13 protein-coding genes and 1 pseudogene are annotated in these 18,797 nt (G+C 71.5%); 10 read left to right on the top strand and 4 right to left on the bottom strand.

Annotated elements, in window-relative coordinates; genetic code table 11:
- The 3 genes from QZ772_RS17125 to ptsP all read right to left on the bottom strand — a co-directional run.
- The coding region (locus tag QZ772_RS17125; protein WP_295528776.1) for a fructose PTS transporter subunit IIB at positions 1 to 561 on the bottom strand (561 nt) is incomplete at its 3' end.
- 85 nt (positions 562 to 646) lie between these two features.
- On the bottom strand, positions 647 to 1,621 hold the full coding sequence (locus QZ772_RS17120) for a hexose kinase (protein WP_295528773.1): 975 nt from the start codon (positions 1,619 to 1,621) through the stop codon (positions 647 to 649).
- Positions 1,618 to 4,164, bottom strand: coding sequence for a phosphoenolpyruvate--protein phosphotransferase (ptsP, locus tag QZ772_RS17115; RefSeq protein ID WP_295528771.1), 2,547 nt, complete (start codon positions 4,162 to 4,164; stop codon positions 1,618 to 1,620). Before ptsP ends, QZ772_RS17120 begins: the two co-directional genes overlap by 4 nt.
- A 199-nt stretch (positions 4,165 to 4,363) precedes the next feature.
- Here ptsP and QZ772_RS17110 point away from each other — a divergent pair, with 199 nt between their 5' ends.
- Positions 4,364 to 5,425: a LacI family DNA-binding transcriptional regulator gene (locus QZ772_RS17110; protein WP_295528769.1), complete on the top strand. Its 1,062-nt coding sequence runs from the start codon at positions 4,364 to 4,366 to the stop codon at positions 5,423 to 5,425.
- On the opposite strand, the gene tsaD is transcribed toward QZ772_RS17110, so the two are convergent.
- Complete coding sequence (gene tsaD, locus QZ772_RS17105; protein WP_295528779.1) at positions 5,370 to 6,425, bottom strand: tRNA (adenosine(37)-N6)-threonylcarbamoyltransferase complex transferase subunit TsaD; 1,056 nt, start codon at positions 6,423 to 6,425, stop codon at positions 5,370 to 5,372. The genes QZ772_RS17110 and tsaD overlap by 56 nt on opposite strands.
- A 168-nt stretch (positions 6,426 to 6,593) precedes the next feature.
- On the opposite strand from tsaD, the gene QZ772_RS17100 reads away from it, so the two are divergent.
- The 9 genes and pseudogenes from QZ772_RS17100 (at position 6,594) to QZ772_RS17060 (ending at position 18,556) form a co-directional block, all read left to right on the top strand.
- Positions 6,594 to 7,853, top strand: coding sequence for a nitrate regulatory protein (locus QZ772_RS17100; RefSeq protein ID WP_295528767.1), 1,260 nt, complete (start codon positions 6,594 to 6,596; stop codon positions 7,851 to 7,853).
- 419 nt (positions 7,854 to 8,272) lie between these two features.
- On the top strand, positions 8,273 to 9,520 hold the full coding sequence (locus QZ772_RS17095; protein ID WP_295528765.1) for an ABC transporter substrate-binding protein: 1,248 nt from the start codon (positions 8,273 to 8,275) through the stop codon (positions 9,518 to 9,520).
- 32 nt (positions 9,521 to 9,552) lie between these two features.
- Positions 9,553 to 10,488, top strand: a complete 936-nt coding sequence (ntrB, locus tag QZ772_RS17090; RefSeq protein ID WP_295528763.1) for a nitrate ABC transporter permease — start codon at positions 9,553 to 9,555, stop codon at positions 10,486 to 10,488.
- On the top strand, positions 10,485 to 11,321 hold the full coding sequence (locus tag QZ772_RS17085) for an ABC transporter ATP-binding protein (RefSeq protein ID WP_295528761.1): 837 nt from the start codon (positions 10,485 to 10,487) through the stop codon (positions 11,319 to 11,321). Before ntrB ends, QZ772_RS17085 begins: the two co-directional genes overlap by 4 nt.
- A gap of 38 nt (positions 11,322 to 11,359) precedes the next feature.
- Positions 11,360 to 12,562 (top strand): annotated as a pseudogene (locus QZ772_RS17080) (FAD-dependent oxidoreductase); the annotation flags it as partial.
- A 7-nt stretch (positions 12,563 to 12,569) separates the two neighbouring features.
- Positions 12,570 to 15,407 carry a nitrate reductase gene (locus tag QZ772_RS17075; protein ID WP_295528759.1) on the top strand — a complete coding sequence of 946 codons (2,838 nt, stop codon included), beginning with the start codon at positions 12,570 to 12,572 and terminating at the stop codon, positions 15,405 to 15,407.
- A 47-nt stretch (positions 15,408 to 15,454) separates the two neighbouring features.
- Positions 15,455 to 16,363 carry a DNA-binding protein YbiB gene (gene ybiB / locus QZ772_RS17070; protein ID WP_295528757.1) on the top strand — a complete coding sequence of 303 codons (909 nt, stop codon included), beginning with the start codon at positions 15,455 to 15,457 and terminating at the stop codon, positions 16,361 to 16,363.
- Positions 16,360 to 17,172: a uroporphyrinogen-III C-methyltransferase gene (gene cobA, locus QZ772_RS17065; protein ID WP_295528755.1), complete on the top strand. Its 813-nt coding sequence runs from the start codon at positions 16,360 to 16,362 to the stop codon at positions 17,170 to 17,172. Before ybiB ends, cobA begins: the two co-directional genes overlap by 4 nt.
- Positions 17,173 to 17,335: 163 nt before the next feature.
- Positions 17,336 to 18,556 carry an NAD(P)/FAD-dependent oxidoreductase gene (locus tag QZ772_RS17060; protein ID WP_295528753.1) on the top strand — a complete coding sequence of 407 codons (1,221 nt, stop codon included), beginning with the start codon at positions 17,336 to 17,338 and terminating at the stop codon, positions 18,554 to 18,556.
- The last annotated feature ends 241 nt before the right edge of the window (positions 18,557 to 18,797 follow it).

Raw genomic sequence — 18,797 nt, 5'->3', positions numbered from 1 at the left:
GTCGGCGGCGATCAGCACCAGGTCGGCCCCGGCGATGGTGTCGGCCCCCAGCGTGTTCTGCGCGCCGACCGAACCCTGCGTCTCCACCTGGATCTGATGACCCAGCGCCTTGGCGCCCTGCTCCAGCGCCTCGGCAGCCATGAAGGTGTGGGCCACGCCGGTGGGGCAGGAGGTGATGGCGACGATCTTCAGCGACCTGGCTGCCGCGGCTGCCACGGGCGCTGCGGAAACAGGCGCAGAAGCCGGCGCACCGGCCAGGGCCAGCGCCTGGCGCAGCACGGCGCCGGCATCGCGGAACACGGCGTCGGGCGCCACGTCCAGCACGCGGCCGGCGGGCAGCGCGCTGCGGTCCACGGCGGCACCGGCGTCGGCCGCCACGATGACGGCCGAAGCCTGGGCGAGTTCCGCGGTCGAGAGCTGGCCCTGGGTGCCGAGCGAGCTCTGCACCTGCAGCTTCAGGTCGTGCCCGAGCTGGCGGGCGGCGTCGGCCAGCACCTCGCCCAGCATGAAGCTGTGCGCGGGTCCGGCCTGGCTGGCGGCAATGGCGATGAGTGAGGCCATGGTGTCTCCTGGCGGGGTCTTGGTGGGGTGAGTGACGGAAGGGAAAACGGAATCTTGAATGGGGCGTCGGCGGCTTCGATGCCGGTCAGACCGGCTGCAGAGCGATGCGCGCGGCCAGGGCCTCGATCTCGGCCCGCGGCGGCAGCCCGGGCGCGATGCGCTGGATGCGGGCAGCGGCGCAGGCCATGCCGAAGACCGCGGCTTCGGGGAAGTCGCGACCTTCGACCAGCGCCGCCAGCGTGCCGGCCACCAGTGCATCGCCGGCGCCGACGGTGGTGGCCACCGGCACGCGCGGCGACCGGGCCAGCCAGCAGCCGCCTTCGCCCGCGATGACGGCACCCTCGCCGCCCAGCGAGACGACCACCCGGCCGACACCGCGCGCGCGCAGCGCCAGCGCCAGCGCCGCGCGCGCCACGTCGGCCACAGCGGGCAGCGGCTCACCGACCATCTCTTCCAGCTCGGCGCGGTTGGGCTTGAGGAAGTCGGGCGCGGCGGGCAGGCGGTCGAGCAGCTCGCCCAGCACCTTGCCGCCGGTGTCCACCATCAGGCGGGCGCCGCGGGCGCGCAGCGCCTCGGCCAGGCGCAGAAGGCTCTCGACGCCCACGCCGGGCGGCAGGCTGCCGGCCAGGGTGCACCAGGTGCCCTCGCCCACCAGCGGCGCCAGGCGCGCCAGCAACGCGGCCTCGGCCTGCGCGGTCGATTCGGCATCGAAGGCAATGCCGGCCAGGTTGATGTCGGTGCTGTCGCCGCGCTCGGCGTCGGCCAGCTTGATGTTGGTGCGGGTGCGGCCCGGCACGCGCACCATGGCGTCGGCGATGCCGCGCTCGGCGAAGGCGCGCTCGAAGAGCTGCGGGTTCTGGTCGCCCAGCCAGCCGGAGGCCGCGGTGCGCAGGCCCAGCGCCGCGGCCACGGCCGCGACGCCGATGCCCTTGCCGCCAGCCTCGAACTGCTCGGCGCGGGCCCGGTGCACGGCGCCGGGCTCCAGCCGGTCGAGCGAGACGGTGTGGTCAATCGCCGGATTGGGCGTGACCGTGATCAGCTGCATGGCGGTGGACGTCATGCCGCCACCTCGTCGCCGGCCGGCGCGGTGTCGCGCAGCTGGGCAACCAGGGCGCGCACGGCGTCGCCGTCGTCCATGTCCAGGGCGGCCTTCGCCAGCGCCTGCAGCTCGGCCAGGCTGTGGCGGCGCAGCAGGGCCTTGACGCCGGCGATGTCGCCCACGCTCATGCTCAATTCCTGCACGCCCAGGCCGGCCAGCAGGGCCGCGCCCAGCGGCTCGCCGGCCAGGCCGCCGCACACGCCCACCCAGCGACCATGGCGCCGGGCGCCTTCCACGGTTTGCGCAACGAGGCGCAGCACGGCCGGATGCAGGCTGTCGGCCATGGTGGCCAGTTGCGGATGCTGGCGGTCCACGGCCAGCGCGTACTGCGTCAGGTCGTTGGTGCCGATGGAGAAGAAGTCCACGTGCGCCGCGAGGCGGTCGGCCATCATGGCGGCCGAAGGCACCTCGATCATGATGCCCACCGGAATGCGCCGGCCGCCCTGCTCGGGCGCCAGGCCCAGCGACTGCTGCACCTCGGCCAGGCGCTCGCGCAGGCGGCGCACTTCGTCGAGTGTGCTGATCATGGGGAACATCAGCGACAGCGGTCCTTCCTGCGCGGCGCGCACCAGGGCGCGCAGCTGGGGCATCATCAGGTCGTCGCGGGCCAGACACAGGCGGGCGCCGCGCAGGCCCAGGAAGGGGTTCTCTTCCACCGGCAGGTCCAGGTGAGGCACCTGCTTGTCGCCGCCGATGTCCAGCGTGCGCACGATCAGCGGTCGGCCGCCCAGGGCGCGCACCATGTCGCGGTAGACGGCGTACTGCTCTTCCTCATCAGGCACGTGGTCACGCTCCAGGAAGAGGAATTCGGTGCGCATCAGGCCGACGCTTTCTGCGCCGTGGTCCAGCGCCTTGGCCACCTGCTCGGGCTTGTTGATGTTGGCGGCGATCTCCAGGCCGTGACCGTCCAGCGTGGTCACCGGCTGCAGGCGGCTGCGGGCCTCCTCGGCCTGGCGGCGGGCCAGGCGGTCGATCATGGCCTGGGCCTGGGCCAGCGCCTCGTCGCTGGGGCCGATGTGCAGCTGGCCGCGGTAGCCGTCGAGGATGGCGCGTTCGCCACTGCGGGCCGCGAGCACGGCGGGACCGGCGGCCACCACCGCCGGCAGACCCAGGGCGCGCGCCAGGATGGCGGTGTGGGCGGTCGGGCCGCCGCGGGCAGTGCAGAAGCCCTTGACGCGCTGCACGTCGATCTGCGCCGTGACCGAGGGCGACAGGTCGTCGGCCAGCAGCAGGCTGTCGGCGGGCCAGCGCGACGGGTCCTGCGCGGCGGCGCCGGCCTCGCCCACCAGGGCGCGCAGCACGCGGTCGCCCACGTCCTGCAGGTCGGCGGCGCGGGCAGCCAGCACCGGGTCGGCGACGGCGCGCTGGGCCGCCACATGGCCGGCCAGCGCATGGCGCCAGGACCAGGCGGCGCCGTGGCCCTGCACGACCAGGCGGGTGGCGTCGCGCAGCAGTTCCGGGTGGGCCAGAATCTGGCGGTGCGCCTCGAAGATGCCGGCCTGCTCGGCGGCGTTCTTGCGGCGGGCGCCTTCGGCCAGCTCGATCAGCTCGCCCTCGGCCGAAGCCAGCGCCGCGTCGAGCGCGGCGGCAGCGGCGGCCACGCCCTGGCCGGGCTGATCCGTCACCTCCAGCGCGGGCGCGTCGGCCATCACCAGCGTGCCGATCACCAGGCCCGGGCTGGCGGCAATGCCGCCGATGTGCTGGCGCGCCTCGGGCTGCCAGCCGGCCAGTTCGCGGCCCAGGCCGTGGGCCTGCTTCTCGCGGGCGGCGGCCTGTTCGGCCTGGCGTTTTTCATCCTGCGCCAGGCGCACGATCACGTCCTTGAGGGCGGCCAGCGCCTGCTGGGCGTCCGGGCCGGCGGCCGAGATACGCAGGCGTGCACCGCTTCCTGCGCCCAGGCCCAGCAGCGCGGGCATGCTGCGGGCGTCGGCCACGGTGTCGCCGTGGCGCACCCGCAGCTCGGCCAGGAAGCGCGAAGCCACCTGGGCCCATTGCGTCGCCGGGCGGGCATGCAGGCCGTTGGGATAGTCGAGCACCACGTCCTGCGCCATCGGCAGGTCTTCGGGCACGGCGGTGGCGACCGGCGCGGCGCCGTCGCGGGTGAGCGCGGCCACGATCTCTTCCGCATTGCCGGTGGCGGCCAGGGCTTCGAGGCGCTGGCCGTCGGCCATCAGCCGGGTCAGGCGGCGCAGCACGGCGATGTGCTGGTCGGAGGCGGCGGCCACCGCCACCACGAGCTGCACGCGGTGGTCGGGCGCGTCCCAGGCGACACCGCCCGGCACCTGAACCACGGCCAGGCCGGTGCGGCGCACCAGTCCCTTGTCTTCCACCATGCCATGCGGCACGGCCAGGCCACGGCCCATGTAGGTGGTGGCGACCTGCTCGCGACGCAGCAGGCTGTCGGCATAGGCGGGGTCGCAGAAGCCGGCCTGGACCAGCAGGGCGCCGGCGGCGCGGATGGCAGCCTCACGGTCGGCGACCGTGGCGGCGAGTTGGACTTGCACGGGAAGATCCATACCGTCTCCTGAAAGTTTTGGAATCGATACCAATGGCGGAATTATCGAAACAGGCGCCCGGCTGTCCACCAAAACCCGCTGATATGTCTCAAAAATCAGGGTAAACACTGAGATTCAGGCGATAGAACCTTCATCGCCTCGCCGTCTTCGGAATGCAGAATCCTGGTATCGATTTCAGCTTTCATCCATGACGCAGCCCCTGCCGCATCGCCAGAGCGCCAGCATCAAGGACGTCGCCGAACGCGCCGGCGCCTCCACCACCACCGTCTCGCGGGTGCTGAGCCACCCCGAGGCGGTGCGACCCGACCTGCGCCAGCGCGTGCAGCAGGCCATCGACGAGCTGGGCTACCGGCCCAACCTGGCCGCGCGGCGGCTGCGGCAGCAGCGAGCCTCGCTCATCGGGCTGATCGTCTCGGACATCCGCAACCCCTTCTTCACCGAGATCAGCCGGGCGGTGGAAGACATCGCCTACCGCCACGGCCTGCGCCTGATCCTGTGCAACAGCGACGAGGACCCGGCCAAGGAGCAGTCCTACCTGGAGCTGATGGCGGACGAACAGGCCAGCGGCGTGATCCTCTCGCCCACGCTGGAGCTGACACGGCGATTCCGGGCGGGGCAGCACCCCTTTCCCGTGGTGATGGTCGACCGGGCGCCCGAAGGCAGCACGCCCAGCGATCTGGTGCTGCTGGACAACGCCCCAGCCGCCCGCCGCCTGACCGAGCACCTGATCGCGCAGGGCTGCCGACGCATCGCGCTGCTGGCGGGCTCGCGCAGCAGCACCGGCCGCGAGCGCCAGGCCGGCTATGAGGCCGCCATGCGCGAGGCCGGCCTGCAGCCGCAGGTGGTGGCCCTGCGTCCGCTCGCGGCTGAGGGCCAGGCGGCCGCCGCCACGCTGCTGGCCCAGGCCGAGCGCCCGGACGCCTTGCTGGCCACCAACGGCCTTCTCTTGTTAGGCGCCTGGAAGGCGGTGCGCGAGGCCGGCCTCGCCATGCCGGAGGACGTGGCCATCGCCGGCTTCGACAACAACGACTGGACCACCCTGCCCGAGCCCGCCGTCACCGTGATGGCCCAGCCGACGGCCGACATCGGCCGCACCGCCGCCGAACTGCTGCTGCAGCGCATGGCCGAACCCGGCCGGCCGCCGCGGCGCATCGTGCTCGAAGGCGAACTGCTGGTGCGTGGATCGAGCGTGCTCAGGCCGACGCCGGCGCCGCCTCGGCCAGCGCATCCAGCGGCCAGCGCGGCTTGACGTCGAAGGCGTAGCGCGCCTCCGGCTGCGACAGGCCGGACTGGATGCGCATGGCCGCCGCCAGGGCGATCATGGCGCCGTTGTCGGTGCACAGCGCCAGTTCCGGGTAGTGCACGCGCACCTTGCGCCTGGCGCAGGCGGCATTGAGCTGCTCGCGCAGCAACTTGTTGGCGCCCACCCCACCGGCCACCACCAGGCGCTGAAGGCCCGTCTGCGCCAGCGCCGCGAGCGACTTCCGCACCAGCACCTCGACGATGGCCGCCTGGGTCGAGGCGGCCAGGTCGGCCTTGCGCGCTTCCAGCTCGGCGCCCAGCTTCTGGGTCTGCGTGAGCACCGCCGTCTTGAGGCCGGCGAAGGAAAAATCTAGGTCGCCGCTGTGGAGCAGCGGTCGCGGCAGCTTGAAGGCTTGCGCATCGCCGCCCTCGGCCAGCTTCGACAGCCAGGGCCCCCCGGGATAGGGCAGGCCCATCAGCTTGGCGCTCTTGTCGAAGGCCTCGCCCGCGGCGTCATCGATGGTCTCGCCCAGCAGCTCGTAGCGCCCGACGCCTTCCACCCGCATCAGCTGCGTGTGGCCACCCGACACCAGCAGCGCCACGAAGGGGAACTGCGGCGGATCGACGCTGAGGAAGGGCGAGAGCAGATGCCCCTCGAGGTGATGCACGCCCAGCACCGGCCGACCCAGCGCCGCGCCCAGCGCGCAGGCCACGCCCGCGCCCACCAGCAGCGCCCCCGCCAGACCCGGGCCGCGGGTGAAGGCGACGACGTCAATGTCGGCGCGCGTGCAGCCGGCTTCGGCCAGCACCGTCTCGGTCAGGGGCAGCACGCGGCGGATGTGGTCGCGGCTGGCCAGCTCGGGCACCACGCCGCCGTAGGCCTGGTGCATGGCGATCTGGCTGTGCAGGGCGTGGGCCGCCAGTCGCGGCACGCCGCCGTCGGCCAGGGTCTCGACGAGGGCCACGCCCGTTTCGTCGCAGGAGGATTCGATGCCCAGGATGCGCATCGCGGCAGTGTAGGCGGCGCCCCGGCGCGGAGCCGCCCGCGCGCGCCATGCCCCTGCGCCGATGCGGTGCGCAAAGCCGGCCGGGCGGCCCGGTTGCACGTCGAGGGGCATGGAATTTGCGGCATGCTCTCGCCCCTCGCGTCTTCCTGCTTCATTGCCGCCTGCCCCATGACGACCAGCCTTGGCTTTCTGATCGCCGCCCGCCGTTGCGAGATCGACGAGCTCGACCAGCTCGCCCGCACCAGCGAGCTGGTGGGCACGCTGGGCCGGCTGGTGCATGCCCTGCAGCGCGAGCGCGGCATCACCAATGTCTTCCTGGGCTCGGGCGGCCAGCGCTTCGCCGCCGAGCGTGCCGCGCAGGTGGCCGACTGCCTGGCCCGGGAGCAACAGGTCCGCGCCGCCCTCGACCCGCTGGTGGACGACCCGCGGCGGCTGGCGGGCGGCTCGCGCCTCTTTCCCCGGGTGGCCTATGTGCTGCAGGGGCTGGACGCCCTGCCTGCCCTGCGCGCCCGCATCGAGGCGCTGTCGATCGGGCCGGACGTCTCCACCGCCGCCTACGTGAAGCTGATCGCCGGCCTGCTGGCGGTGGTGTTCGAGGCGGCCGATGGCGCCACCGACCCGGACATCTCGCGCTGGCTGGTCGCCATGTTCAATTTCATGCAGGGCAAGGAATTCGCCGGCCAGGAACGTGCCTTCGGCGCCGCCGCCTTCCTGCGCGGCGGCAACGACGATGCCCAGCGTCAGCAGTGGCTGCACCTGATCGAATCGCAGGAGCGCTGCTTCGGCCTGTTCTGCGAGTTCAGCGACGAGACGCTGCGCGCCCAGTGGCAGGCCAGCCAGGCGCCGGCGCAGCTCGCCGAACTGGAGCGCCTGCGCCGCATCGGCTGCACATCGCCGGCCGGCACGGTGCTGGACGCCAACCTGAGCCCGCTGTGGTTCGAGGGCTGCACCCGCCGCATCGACGCCATGCAGGCCATCGAGGATGGCCTGGCGCGCGAGCTGCGCGCGCTGTGCGGCCGCAAGATAGAGCAGGCCCGCGCCGAGCTGCAACGCTACGAGGCGCTGCAGGCCGAGGCGGTGAAGCCCGGCGACTTCTTCGCCGACGGCGCCGGCGAGACCGCCGAAGCCCCCGCGGCCGGCTACGGCCGCAACCTGGAGCGCTCGGTGCTGCAGATGGTGCAGGAGCAGTCGCGTCGCCTGCAGGCCATGAACGACGAGCTGCAGACCGTGCGCGCCTCGCTCAACGAGCGCAAGGTGGTGGAACGCGCCAAGGGCCTGCTGATGGCCCACCGCAAGCTCAGCGAGGAAGAGGCCCACAAGATGCTGCGCCAGACCGCCATGAACCAGAACCGCCGGCTGGTGGACGTGGCCGAGTCGGTGCTGGCCATGGCCGACTTCCTGCCGCTGGGCGCCAGCGCGCCGCGCTAACTTCGGCCACTGCCGAGCCGCGCCCCAGGTTGACACAGACCCGGCGCTGACGAACGCACCGCAGCTGCTTTTGGTGCACAGCAGCAATGCGCGGTGCACGTCCGTGGCGCATGACGGTCGCCCAGGGACGCATGCAACAGTGGGCTCGGCAAGCCCTGTCCGGCCGTTCTCCCTCTGACGAAGCCACCTTGGACCGCCCATCAGCCCATCCTGGCACACCGCTTGCGTAGTCCTGACCACAGACCGGAAACGGTCGTCCGGCAGGTGGTGCCCAAAGGCGGGCGCGGCAGGCCGGACACAGGACAAAGGCGTCCTCTCCCGCTGGCTCCATGGCATGCACCGCATGCCATGGGCCCGGCGCGGCGAGGACGCCTTTTTGTTTTTCCCCTTCGCCGCCCTTCTTGCCCCGGAGTCTGCCCATGACCGACGCCCACCGCCCCGCCCCGCTGAGCCGCCGCCGCGTGCTGCAGGCCGCCGCCGCCAGCGCCCTGACCATCGACCCCGCCCTGCGCGCCGCCGTCTGGGCGCAGGGCTCGGACAAGCCCGAGAAAGAGGAGGTGAAGATCGGCTTCATCCCGCTGACCGACTGCGCCAGCGTCGTCATGGCCTCGGTGCTGGGCATCGACAAGAAGTACGGCGTGAAGATCGTTCCCAGCAAGGAAGCCAGCTGGGCCGGCGTGCGCGACAAGCTGGTCAACGGCGAGCTGGACTTCGCCCATGTGCTCTACGGCCTGGTCTACGGCGTGCACCTCGGCATCGGCGGCCCCAAGAAGGACATGGCCGTGCTCATGACCCTCAACAACAACGGCCAGGCCATCACGCTGTCGAAGAAGCTGGCCGACAAGGGTGCGGTGGACGGCGCCTCGCTGGCCAAGCTGATGGCCGCCGAGAAGCGCGAATACACCTTCGCCCAGACCTTCCCCACCGGCACCCATGCCATGTGGCTCTATTACTGGCTGGCCGCCAACGGCATCAACCCGATGAAGGACGCCAAGGCCATCGTGGTGCCGCCGCCGCAGATGGTGGCCAACATGCGCGTGGGCAACATGGACGGCTTCTGCGTGGGCGAGCCCTGGGGCCACCGCGCCATCATGGACGGCATCGGCATCACCGCCGTGACCACGCAGGACATCTGGAAGGACCATCCCGAGAAGGTGCTGGGCACCTCGGCCGACTTCGTCAAGAAGTACCCGAACACCGCCCGCGCCGTGACGGCCGCCATCCTGGAGGCCGGCAAGTGGATCGACGGCGGTCTATCGAACAAGAACAAGATGGCCGAGACCATCGCCGAGAAGAGCTACGTCAACACCAGCGTGGACGCCATCAACCAGCGCATCCTGGGCCGCTACCAGAACGGCCTGGGCAAGACCTGGGACGACCCGAACTACATGAAGTTCTACAACGACGGCGCGGTGAACTTTCCCTACCTGTCGGACGGCATGTGGTTCCTCACCCAGCACAAGCGCTGGGGCCTGCTCAAGGAGCATCCGGACTACCTGAAGGTGGCCACCGAGATCAACCGCATCGACATCTACAAGCAGGCCGCCGCCGCCACCAAGACGCCGGTGCCCGCCAGCCCGATGCGCAGCAGCAAGCTCATCGACGGCGTGGTGTGGGACGGCAAGGAGCCGGCCAAGTACGCCGATTCGTTCAAGGTCCGCGCCTGAGGCCGGCCGCCACTCAGCAGGAGCCCATCACCATGGTTGCCGCCGTTTTCCATCTTCCGCGCGAGGCCGACATCGCGGCCCCGATCCCGGCCGTGCATGCGCAGGCCAAGCCGCTCGCCGTGGCGCCCACGCCCGAAGCGCCAGCGGCCACTGCACAGCCGGTCAAGGCACCGCGTGCGCCGCGCGACTTCAGCGGCCTGTGGCTGCGCATCGTCCCGCCGCTTCTGGGCTTCGGCCTGCTGCTGCTGGTGTGGGAGCTCGTGGCCGCGCGCAGCGGCGGCAGCTTTCCGGGCCCGCGCGAGACCTGGGCCCAGGCCGTGACGGTCTTCTCCGACCCCTTCTACAGCAACGGCCCGAATGACCAGGGCGTGGGCTGGAACGTGCTGGCCTCGCTGCAGCGCGTGGCGGTCGGCTTTGGCCTGGCGGCACTGGTGGGCATTCCGGCGGGCTTCGCGGTCGGCCGCTCGGTCTTCCTGGCGCGCATGTTCAACCCGCTGATCAGCCTGCTGCGGCCGGTGTCACCGCTGGCCTGGCTGCCCATCGGCCTGCTGGTGTTCAAGGGCGCGAACCCCGCCGCCATCTGGACCATCTTCATCTGCTCGATCTGGCCGATGGTCATCAACACCGCCGTGGGCGTGCAGCGCGTGCCACAGGACTACATGAACGTGGCCCGCGTGCTGGACCTGTCGGAATGGAAGATCCTGACGCGCATCCTGTTCCCGGCCGTGCTGCCCTACATGCTCACCGGCGTGCGCCTGGCCGTGGGCACCGCCTGGCTGGTGATCGTGGCCGCCGAGATGCTGACCGGCGGCGTGGGCATCGGCTTCTGGGTGTGGGACGAGTGGAACAACCTCAACGTCAAGAACATCATCATCGCCATCTTCGTGATCGGCATCGTGGGCCTGCTGCTCGAAGCCGCCCTGGTCAAGCTCGCCACCGCATTCACCTTCGAAGAGGTCAAGTCGTGAACACCGCCGCTTCCACCACCACCTCCGCTGCAGGCGCCCGGTTCATCCAGATCCAGGGCGTCGAGCAGGCCTTCAAGACGCCCAAGGGCCGCTTCGTCGCACTGCAGGGCATCGACCTCACCGTCGCCAAGGGCGAGTTCGTGGCGCTGATCGGCCACTCCGGCTGCGGCAAGAGCACGTTGCTGAACCTGATCGCCGGCCTGACCCGGCCCACGCAGGGCGCACTGCTGTGCGCCAACAAGGAGATCGCCGGCCCCGGCCCCGAGCGCGCGGTGGTGTTCCAGAACCATTCGCTGCTGCCCTGGCTGACCTGCTTCGAGAACATCTACCTGGGTGTGGAGCGTGTGTTCGGCGGCAGCGAGTCCAAGGCGCAGTTGCGCCAGCGCACCACCGACGCGCTGGCCCTGGTCGGCCTGGGGCATGCCGCCCACAAGCGCCCCGGCGAGATCTCCGGCGGCATGAAGCAGCGCGTGGGCATCGCCCGCGCTCTGGCCATGGAGCCCAAGGTGCTGCTGATGGACGAGCCCTTCGGCGCGCTCGACGCCCTGACCCGCGCCAAGCTGCAGGACGAGCTGCTGGCCATCGTGCAGAAGACGCAGAGCACCGTGGTCATGGTCACGCACGACGTGGACGAAGCGGTGCTGCTGTCCGACAAGATCGTGATGATGACCAACGGCCCCGCCGCCACCATCGGCGAGGTGCTGGCGGTCGACCTGCCCCGCCCGCGCAATCGCGTGGAACTGGCCGAGGACCGCGACTACGTGCACTACCGCAAGGCGGTGATCGACTTTCTCTACACCCGGCAGGGTCACGTGGAGAAGCAGGCCGCCTGAGGGCGGCCACCCGGGAACACGGCACGCAGGAGACAAGGATGCGGCAGAAACTGGTGGTGATCGGCAACGGCATGGCCGGAATGCGCACGGTGCAGGAGCTGCTGGCCATCGCGCCGGGGCTCTACGACATCACGGTGTTCGGTGCCGAGCCGCATCCGCACTACAACCGCATTCTGCTGTCGCCGGTGCTGGCTGGCGAGCGCAGCCTGCAGGACATCGTGCTGAACGACTGGGACTGGTACCGCGAGCAGGGCATCACCCTGCATGCGGGCCGCACCGTCACGCAGGTGGACCGCGCCCGCCGCATCGTGCGCGCCGACGACGGCACCGAGGCCGCCTACGACCGGCTGCTGCTGGCCACCGGCTCGCGGCCCGTGCTGCTGCCCGTGCCGGGCGCCGGCCTGCGCGGCGTGCTTGCCCACCGCGACATCGCCGACACCGAGGCCATGATCGAAGCTGCCCGCACGCACCGCCATGCCGTGGTGATCGGCGGCGGCGTGCTGGGCCTGGAAGCCGCCAGCGGCCTGGGCCGGCGCGGCATGGCCGTGACGGTGGTGCACCGCAACGACTGGCTGATGGAGCGCCAGCTCGACGCCGAGGCCGCCACGCTGCTGCGCGAGACGCTGGAAACACAACAAGGCCTGAACTTCCGCCTCGGCGCGCAGACCGAAGCGCTGCTGGACGATGGCCAGGCCCGCGTGCGCGCGGTGCGCCTAACGGACGGCAGCGAGCTGCCCGCGGACCTGGTGGTGATGGCCATCGGCATCCGCCCCCACATCGCGCTGGCGCAGCAGATGCGCCTGCATTGCGAGCGCGGCGTCGTCGTCAGCGACACGCTGCAGACCGTGACCGACGGCCGCATCTACGCCGTGGGCGAATGTGCCCAGCACCGCGGCGTGGCCTACGGCCTGGTGGCGCCGCTGTTCGAGCAGGGCCGTGTGGCCGCGAACCACCTGGCGCAGTTGGGCATTGGCCGCTACGAGGGCAGCACCGTGTCGGCCAAGCTCAAGGTCACGGGCGTAGAGCTGCTGTCGGCCGGCGACTTCATGGGCGGCGAAGGCACCGAGAAGCTGGTGCTGCGCGATCCGCACAGTGGCGTCTACCGCAAGCTGGTGCTCAAGGACGAGCGGCTGGTCGGCGCCTGCCTCTACGGCGATGCCGAGGGCGGCGGCTGGTACCTGGACCTGCTGCGCGAAGGCCGCAGCGTGGCGGGGCTGCGCGAGCAGCTGATCTTCGGGGAGCCGGCGCATGGCTGAGGAGACACGCTCCACCTGCCCCTACTGCGGCGTGGGCTGTGGTGTGCTCATCCAGGCCGACGGCGACCGCATCACCGGCGTGCGCGGCGACCCGTTGCACCCCGCGAACTTCGGGCGACTGTGCACCAAGGGCAGCACGCTGCACCTGACAGCATCGCCCGCCATCGCGCAGCAGGCGCGCCTGCTGTCACCGGCGCTGCGCCCGGCGCGCGGCAAGGCGTCTGAGGCCATCGGCTGGAACGCGGCCCTGGACCTGGCCGCCGACCGCTTCGCGCAGGTGATCGCCGAAGACGGCCCCGATGCCGTCGGCTTCTACCTGTCGGGACAGCTGCTCACCGAGGACTACTACGTCTTCAACAAGCTGGCCAAGGCCCTCGTCGGCACCAACAACCTGGACACCAACTCGCGCCTGTGCATGAGCAGCGCCGTGGCCGGCTACAAGAAGACGCTGGGCGCCGACGCTCCGCCGGCCTGCTACGACGACGTGAAGGAGGCCGGCTGCCTGTTCATCGCCGGCAGCAACACGGCCTGGGCCCATCCCATCTTCTTCCGCCGCATCGAGGAGGCGAAGCGCGCCAACCCGGCCATGAAGATCGTGGCGGTCGACCCGCGCCGCACCGACACCTGCGAGATCGCGGACCTGCACCTGCCGCTGCAGCCGGGCAGCGACGTCATGCTCTTCCACGGCCTGCTGCATGTGATGCTGCGCGAGGGCTGGACCGACGAGGCGTTCATCGCCGACCACACCCAGGGCTTCGAGGCGCTGCGCGAGACGGTGCAGGGCTGCACGCCCGAACAGGTGAGCGAGGTCTGCGGCCTGCCCGTGGACAGCATCATTCGGGCAGCGCGCCTGTTCGCCACCGGCGGCACCGGCGATGTGGCGCATCGCGCACCCACGCTCAGCCTCTATTGCATGGGCCTGAACCAGTCCTCGCATGGCACGGACAAGAACGCCGCACTGATCAACCTGCACCTGGCCACCGGCCAAATCGGCAAGCCGGGTGCCGGCCCCTTCTCACTGACCGGCCAGCCCAACGCCATGGGCGGGCGCGAGGTGGGTGGTCTGTCGAACCTGCTGCCCGCGCACCGCGACATGGCCAATGCCGGTCACCGGGCCGAGGTGGCCGCCTTCTGGGGCGTTCCGACGATCCCGGCCACGCCGGGCCTGAGCGCCATCGAGATGTTCCGCGCCGCGGCCGAAGGCCGGGTGCGCGCGCTGTGGATCGCCTGCACCAATCCCGCGCAGTCCCTGCCCGACCAGGCGCTGGTGCGCCGGGCGCTGGAACGCTGCGAATTCGTGGTGCTGCAGGAGGCCTTCGCCACCACCGCCACTGCAGCCTTCGCCGACCTGCTGCTGCCCGCCACGACCTGGGGCGAGAAGGACGGCACCGTCACCAACAGCGAACGACGCATCTCCCGCGTGCGCCCGGCCGTGCCGGCGCCCGGCGAGGCGCGCCACGACTGGGCCATCGCGGCCGAGTTCGGCCAGCGGCTGCAGTCGCGGCTGGCCCTGCAGGCACTGGCGCCCGCCATGCCCGCCCTCACCGCCTACGGCACGCCCGAGCAGGTCTGGAACGAGCACCGCGCCACCACCCGTGGCCGTGACCTCGACATCACGGGCCTGTCCTATGCCCTGCTCGACGAACTCGGCCCGCAGCAGTGGCCCATGCCCGAAGGGCAAGTGGCCGGCACGACGCGCCTGTACCAGGACGGCGTCTTCGCCACGCCCGACGGCCGCGCCCGCTTCAGCCCCGAGCCGTGGCGCCCCCTGGCCGAGGCGCGCGACGCCGACTGGCCCTACGCGCTCAACACCGGCCGCCTGCGCGACCAGTGGCACGGCATGAGCCGCACCGGCACGCTGGGCCGGCTGTTCGGCCATGTGGCCGAACCGGCGCTGCAGATGGCGCCGCAGGACATGGCCCGCGAAGGCCTGGCGGCGGGCGACCTGGTCGAGGTCAGCTCCCGCCGCGGCAGCGCGGTGCTGCCGGTGCAGCCCGATGCCACGCTGGCGCCGGCGCAGACCTTCCTCGCGATGCACTGGGGCGAGGAGTTCCTCGGCGGGCTGGACCCGCAGGGCCGGAAGATGACCGGCGTCAACGGCCTGACGACGCCCACCTTCTGCCCCACCTCCAAGCAGCCCGAACTCAAGCACGCGGCCGTGCGCATCCACCGCCTGACCCTGCCCTGGACGCTGCTGGGCATCGCCTGGCTGCCGGCCGACCGCGCCTTGGCTGTGCGGCAGGCCCTGCGCGAAACGGCCCGCGACCTGCGCTTCGTCAGCTGCGTGCCCTTCGGCGACGAAGGTGCCGGCGGCAGCGAAGGCGGTGTGCTGCTGCGCGCCGCAGCCGACAGGCCACCGCCCGCCGCGCTGGTCGACCGCATCGAGACCCTGCTCGGCCTGGACGACGGCCAGGCCCTGCGCTATGCCGACCCCGCCCGCGGCCACCGCCGCGCGGTGCGGCTGCAGCGCGATGGCGAGCTGGCGCACGTGCGCGCCGTGCTGCTGGCCGGCGACACGCGGGCCGAGGGCTGGCTCAAGACGCTCATCCAGGACCGCCTGCCGGCGCAGGACTTCGGCCGCCGCCTGCTCTCGTACCAGTCCACGCCGCCGGTGGCCGTGGTGTCGCGCGGCAAGACCGTGTGCAACTGCTTTGGCGTGGCCGAACAGGACATCACCGGCCATCTGGCCGCCTGCGAGGGCAGCGAGGCCGCGCGGCTGTCCAGCCTGCAGCAGGCGCTGCGCTGCGGCACCAACTGCGGCTCCTGCGTGCCCGAACTGCGCCGCATGGTGCGCGAGACGCCGGTGCGCCTGCAGCGCCAGGCGGCATAAGCGCCCTCGCATTCCGGCATAAGCGCTGCAGGACAATCCGGACACCCATGGGAAGCATTGCGCATTACATCAAGGACATCGGCCGCGGCGCCCGCGGTGCGAAGCCCCTCGCCCGCGAACAGGCGGCGGACCTCTTCGGCCAGGTGCTGGACGGCAGCGTCACCGACCTGGAGATCGGTGCGTTCTGCCTGGCCATGCGCGTCAAGGGCGAGACCACGCAGGAGATGGCCGGCTTCCTTGACGCCACCCATGCGCGGCTGGCCTGCGTGCAGAGCCTGGCCGGTCCGGTGGTCGTGCTACCCAGCTACAACGGCGCGCGCCGTTTGCCGGTGCTCACGCCCCTGCTGGCGCTGCTGCTGGCCCGCGAAGGCCTGCCGGTGCTGGTGCACGGCAGCCGCACCGAAAGCAGCCGGGTCACGGCCGCCGAGGTGCTGGCCGAACTGGGCCATGCCGAAGCGACGACGCTGACGCCGCTGGACGCCGGCCAGATCGCCGTGGTCGACACCGGCCTGCTGCACGGCGGCCTCAAGCGCCTGCTGGAAGTGCGCCGCGTGGTCGGCCTGCGCAACGCGGGCCACAGCGTGGTCAAGCTGATGCAGCCGGTGGCCGGGCCGGCCGTGGTGGTCGGCAGCTACACCCACCCGGCCTTCGGCACGGTGATGACCGAACTGTTCGAGTTGCTGGGCATGACGGCCATGCTCTCGCGCGGCCTCGAAGGCGAGGTGGTGGTGGATCCGCGCCGCACCCTGCACATCGGAGGCTTCGTGCGCGGCCAGCGCCAGGCGCTGCAGACGCAGCAGCCCGGCACACTGGCCGAGATCCCCGGCCTGCCGGCCGAACTCGACGCCGTCGCCACCGCCGCCTACACCCGTCGCGTGCTGGCGGGTGAACTTCCCCTTCCCGATGCGATCGCCGCCCAGGTCGCGCACATCCGCCAACTGGCCGCCCACGCATGAACACCCTCACGACCTCTTCGCGTCCGCTCGGCCGCTGCACCCTCGTCGGCGCCGGACCGGGCGATGCGGAACTGCTCACGCTCAAGGCCGTCAAGGCCATCCAGGCCGCCACGGTGCTGCTGGTGGACGACCTGGTCAACGACGAGATCCTGCAATGGGCCCGGCCCGATGCGCGCATCGTGCATGTGGGCAAGCGCGGCGGCTGCAAGAGCACGCCGCAAGCCTTCATCGAGAAGTTGATGATCGCCGCCGTGCAGGAGGGCGAGACCGTGGTGCGCCTGAAGGGCGGCGACCCCTTCGTCTTCGGCCGCGGTGGCGAAGAGGTCGAGCACCTGCGCGAGGCCGGCATCGCCTGCGAGGTGGTCAACGGCATCACCGCCGGCCTGGCCGCCGTGACGGCGCTGGGCGTGCCCCTGACCCACCGCGACCATGCGGCGGGCGTGGTGTTCGTCACTGGCCATGCCAAGACCGGCGCGGCCGACGCCGCCCGCCACGACAGCACCGACTGGGCGGCCCTTGCCGCCACGGCCCGGAATGCGCGCCTCACGCTGGTCATCTACATGGGTGTGGCGGGCGCCGCCCACATCCAGGCGCAACTGCTTGCCGGCGGCCTGCCGGCCGCCACGCCGGTGGCGGTGGTGCAGCATGCCAGCCTGCCGCAGCAGCGGCGGATCGTCGCCACGCTGGGTACCCTGGTCGTCGAGCTCGCGGCGAGCGGCCTGGGCAGTCCGTCGATCATCGTGGTGGGGGATGTGCTGCATGGAATGGCGGCCGCCGGCGACGCGCCCTCCTCGCGCTTCGGGACCTGAAAGGAGGCTGGCCGGCCCGGCGACTGGCCTCGCCAGACGTCAACTGTGACGGCCGGTCCGGGTGTCCCTTCGGCGTGCAGTGCCGGACCAGGCTTGCGCGCCTGATGCGCGCAAAAGCCAGCGTAGCCAGCGGGGTGGTCTCGGCACGGATACTGCGCACCCCATGTCTTCCCACTTCGACGCCATCGTCATTGGTGCCGGCGCCGCCGGCCTGTTCTGCGCGGCCCAGGCGGGCCAGCGCGGCCTGCGGGTGCTGCTGATCGACCATGCCGAGCGCATTGCCGAAAAGATCCGCATCTCCGGCGGCGGCCGCTGCAACTTCACCAACCGCGAACTCGACCCGCGCGCGCCGCAGCGCCACTACCTGGGCGAGAACCCGCATTTCTGCCGCTCGGCGCTGGCCCGCTACACGCCGGCCGACTTCATCGCGCTGGTGGACCGCCACGGCATCGCCTGGCACGAGAAGCACAAGGGCCAGCTCTTCTGCGATGGCCCCTCGCAGCAGATCATCGACCTGCTGCTGGCCGAATGCGCCGACGGCCGCGCCGAACGCTGGCAGCCCTGCGCCGTGCAGTCGGTGGCCTTCGACGCCGACGCCAAGCGCTACCGCCTGCAGACCGCACGCGGCCCGGTGGAGGCGCCGCAGCTCGTCATCGCCACCGGCGGCCTGGCCATTCCGCAGATCGGCGCCACCGATTTCGGCTGGCGCATCGCGGCGCAGTTCGGCCTGAAGACCATCGCCCCTCGTCCTGCGCTGGTGCCGCTGACCTTCGGCGGCGAGGCCTGGACGCCCTATGCGCAACTGGCAGGACTCGCGCTGCCGGTGGCCATCAGCACCGGCAGCGGCAAGGCGCGCATGCGCTTCGACGAGGACCTGCTGTTCACCCACCGCGGGCTCTCGGGCCCGGCCATCCTGCAGATCTCCAGCTACTGGCAGCCCGGCACGCCGCTGACGGTGGATTTCGCGCCCGGCACCGATGTCCAGGCCCGCCTCACCGAAGCCAAGCGCGACTCACGAAAGCGCGTGGCCAACGAACTGGCAGCGCTGGTGCCCTCCCGGCTGGCGGACGCATGGTCTGGCGAGGACCCAGGCCTGCAACGCCCCATCAACGAAGCGGCTGACAAGTCGCTGGCCCGCCTGGCCGAGCGCGTCAGCCGCTGGTCGCTGGTGCCCGACGGCACGGAGGGCTACAAGAAGGCGGAGGTCACGGCCGGCGGCGTCGACACCCGCGAACTCTCCTCGCAGACCCTGGAGGCCACACGCCAGCCCGGCCTCTTCTTCATCGGCGAGACGGTGGACGTGACCGGCTGGCTGGGCGGCTACAACTTCCAGTGGGCCTGGGCCAGCGGCCATGCCTGTGCCCAGGCCCTGCGGCCAAGCTGAGCGCGCCGAACGACTGCCGGCGCGGCACGACGACGCGGGTTGCCCGGGATGCAGCGCGTGGGTCGGGGCGTCTCGAACATCACACTGGGTACGGCGCCGCCCGACGCAGCTTGAGTCGGGCCTCCAAACCTGCTACATTAGCCGGCTAACTTTGGCCTACCCCTCAGCGGGCCGCAAAATCTTTAGAGTTGAGGACCACCGGCCGGGGGCCTCGATCTTCCCTGGTCACATTCAACATCTC

Source organism: uncultured Pseudacidovorax sp., from assembly GCF_913773995.1.
Classification (GTDB): domain Bacteria; phylum Pseudomonadota; class Gammaproteobacteria; order Burkholderiales; family Burkholderiaceae_C; genus Xenophilus.
Note: the sequence above shows the minus strand (reverse complement) of the source record. Positions and strands in the feature narration are given on the sequence as shown.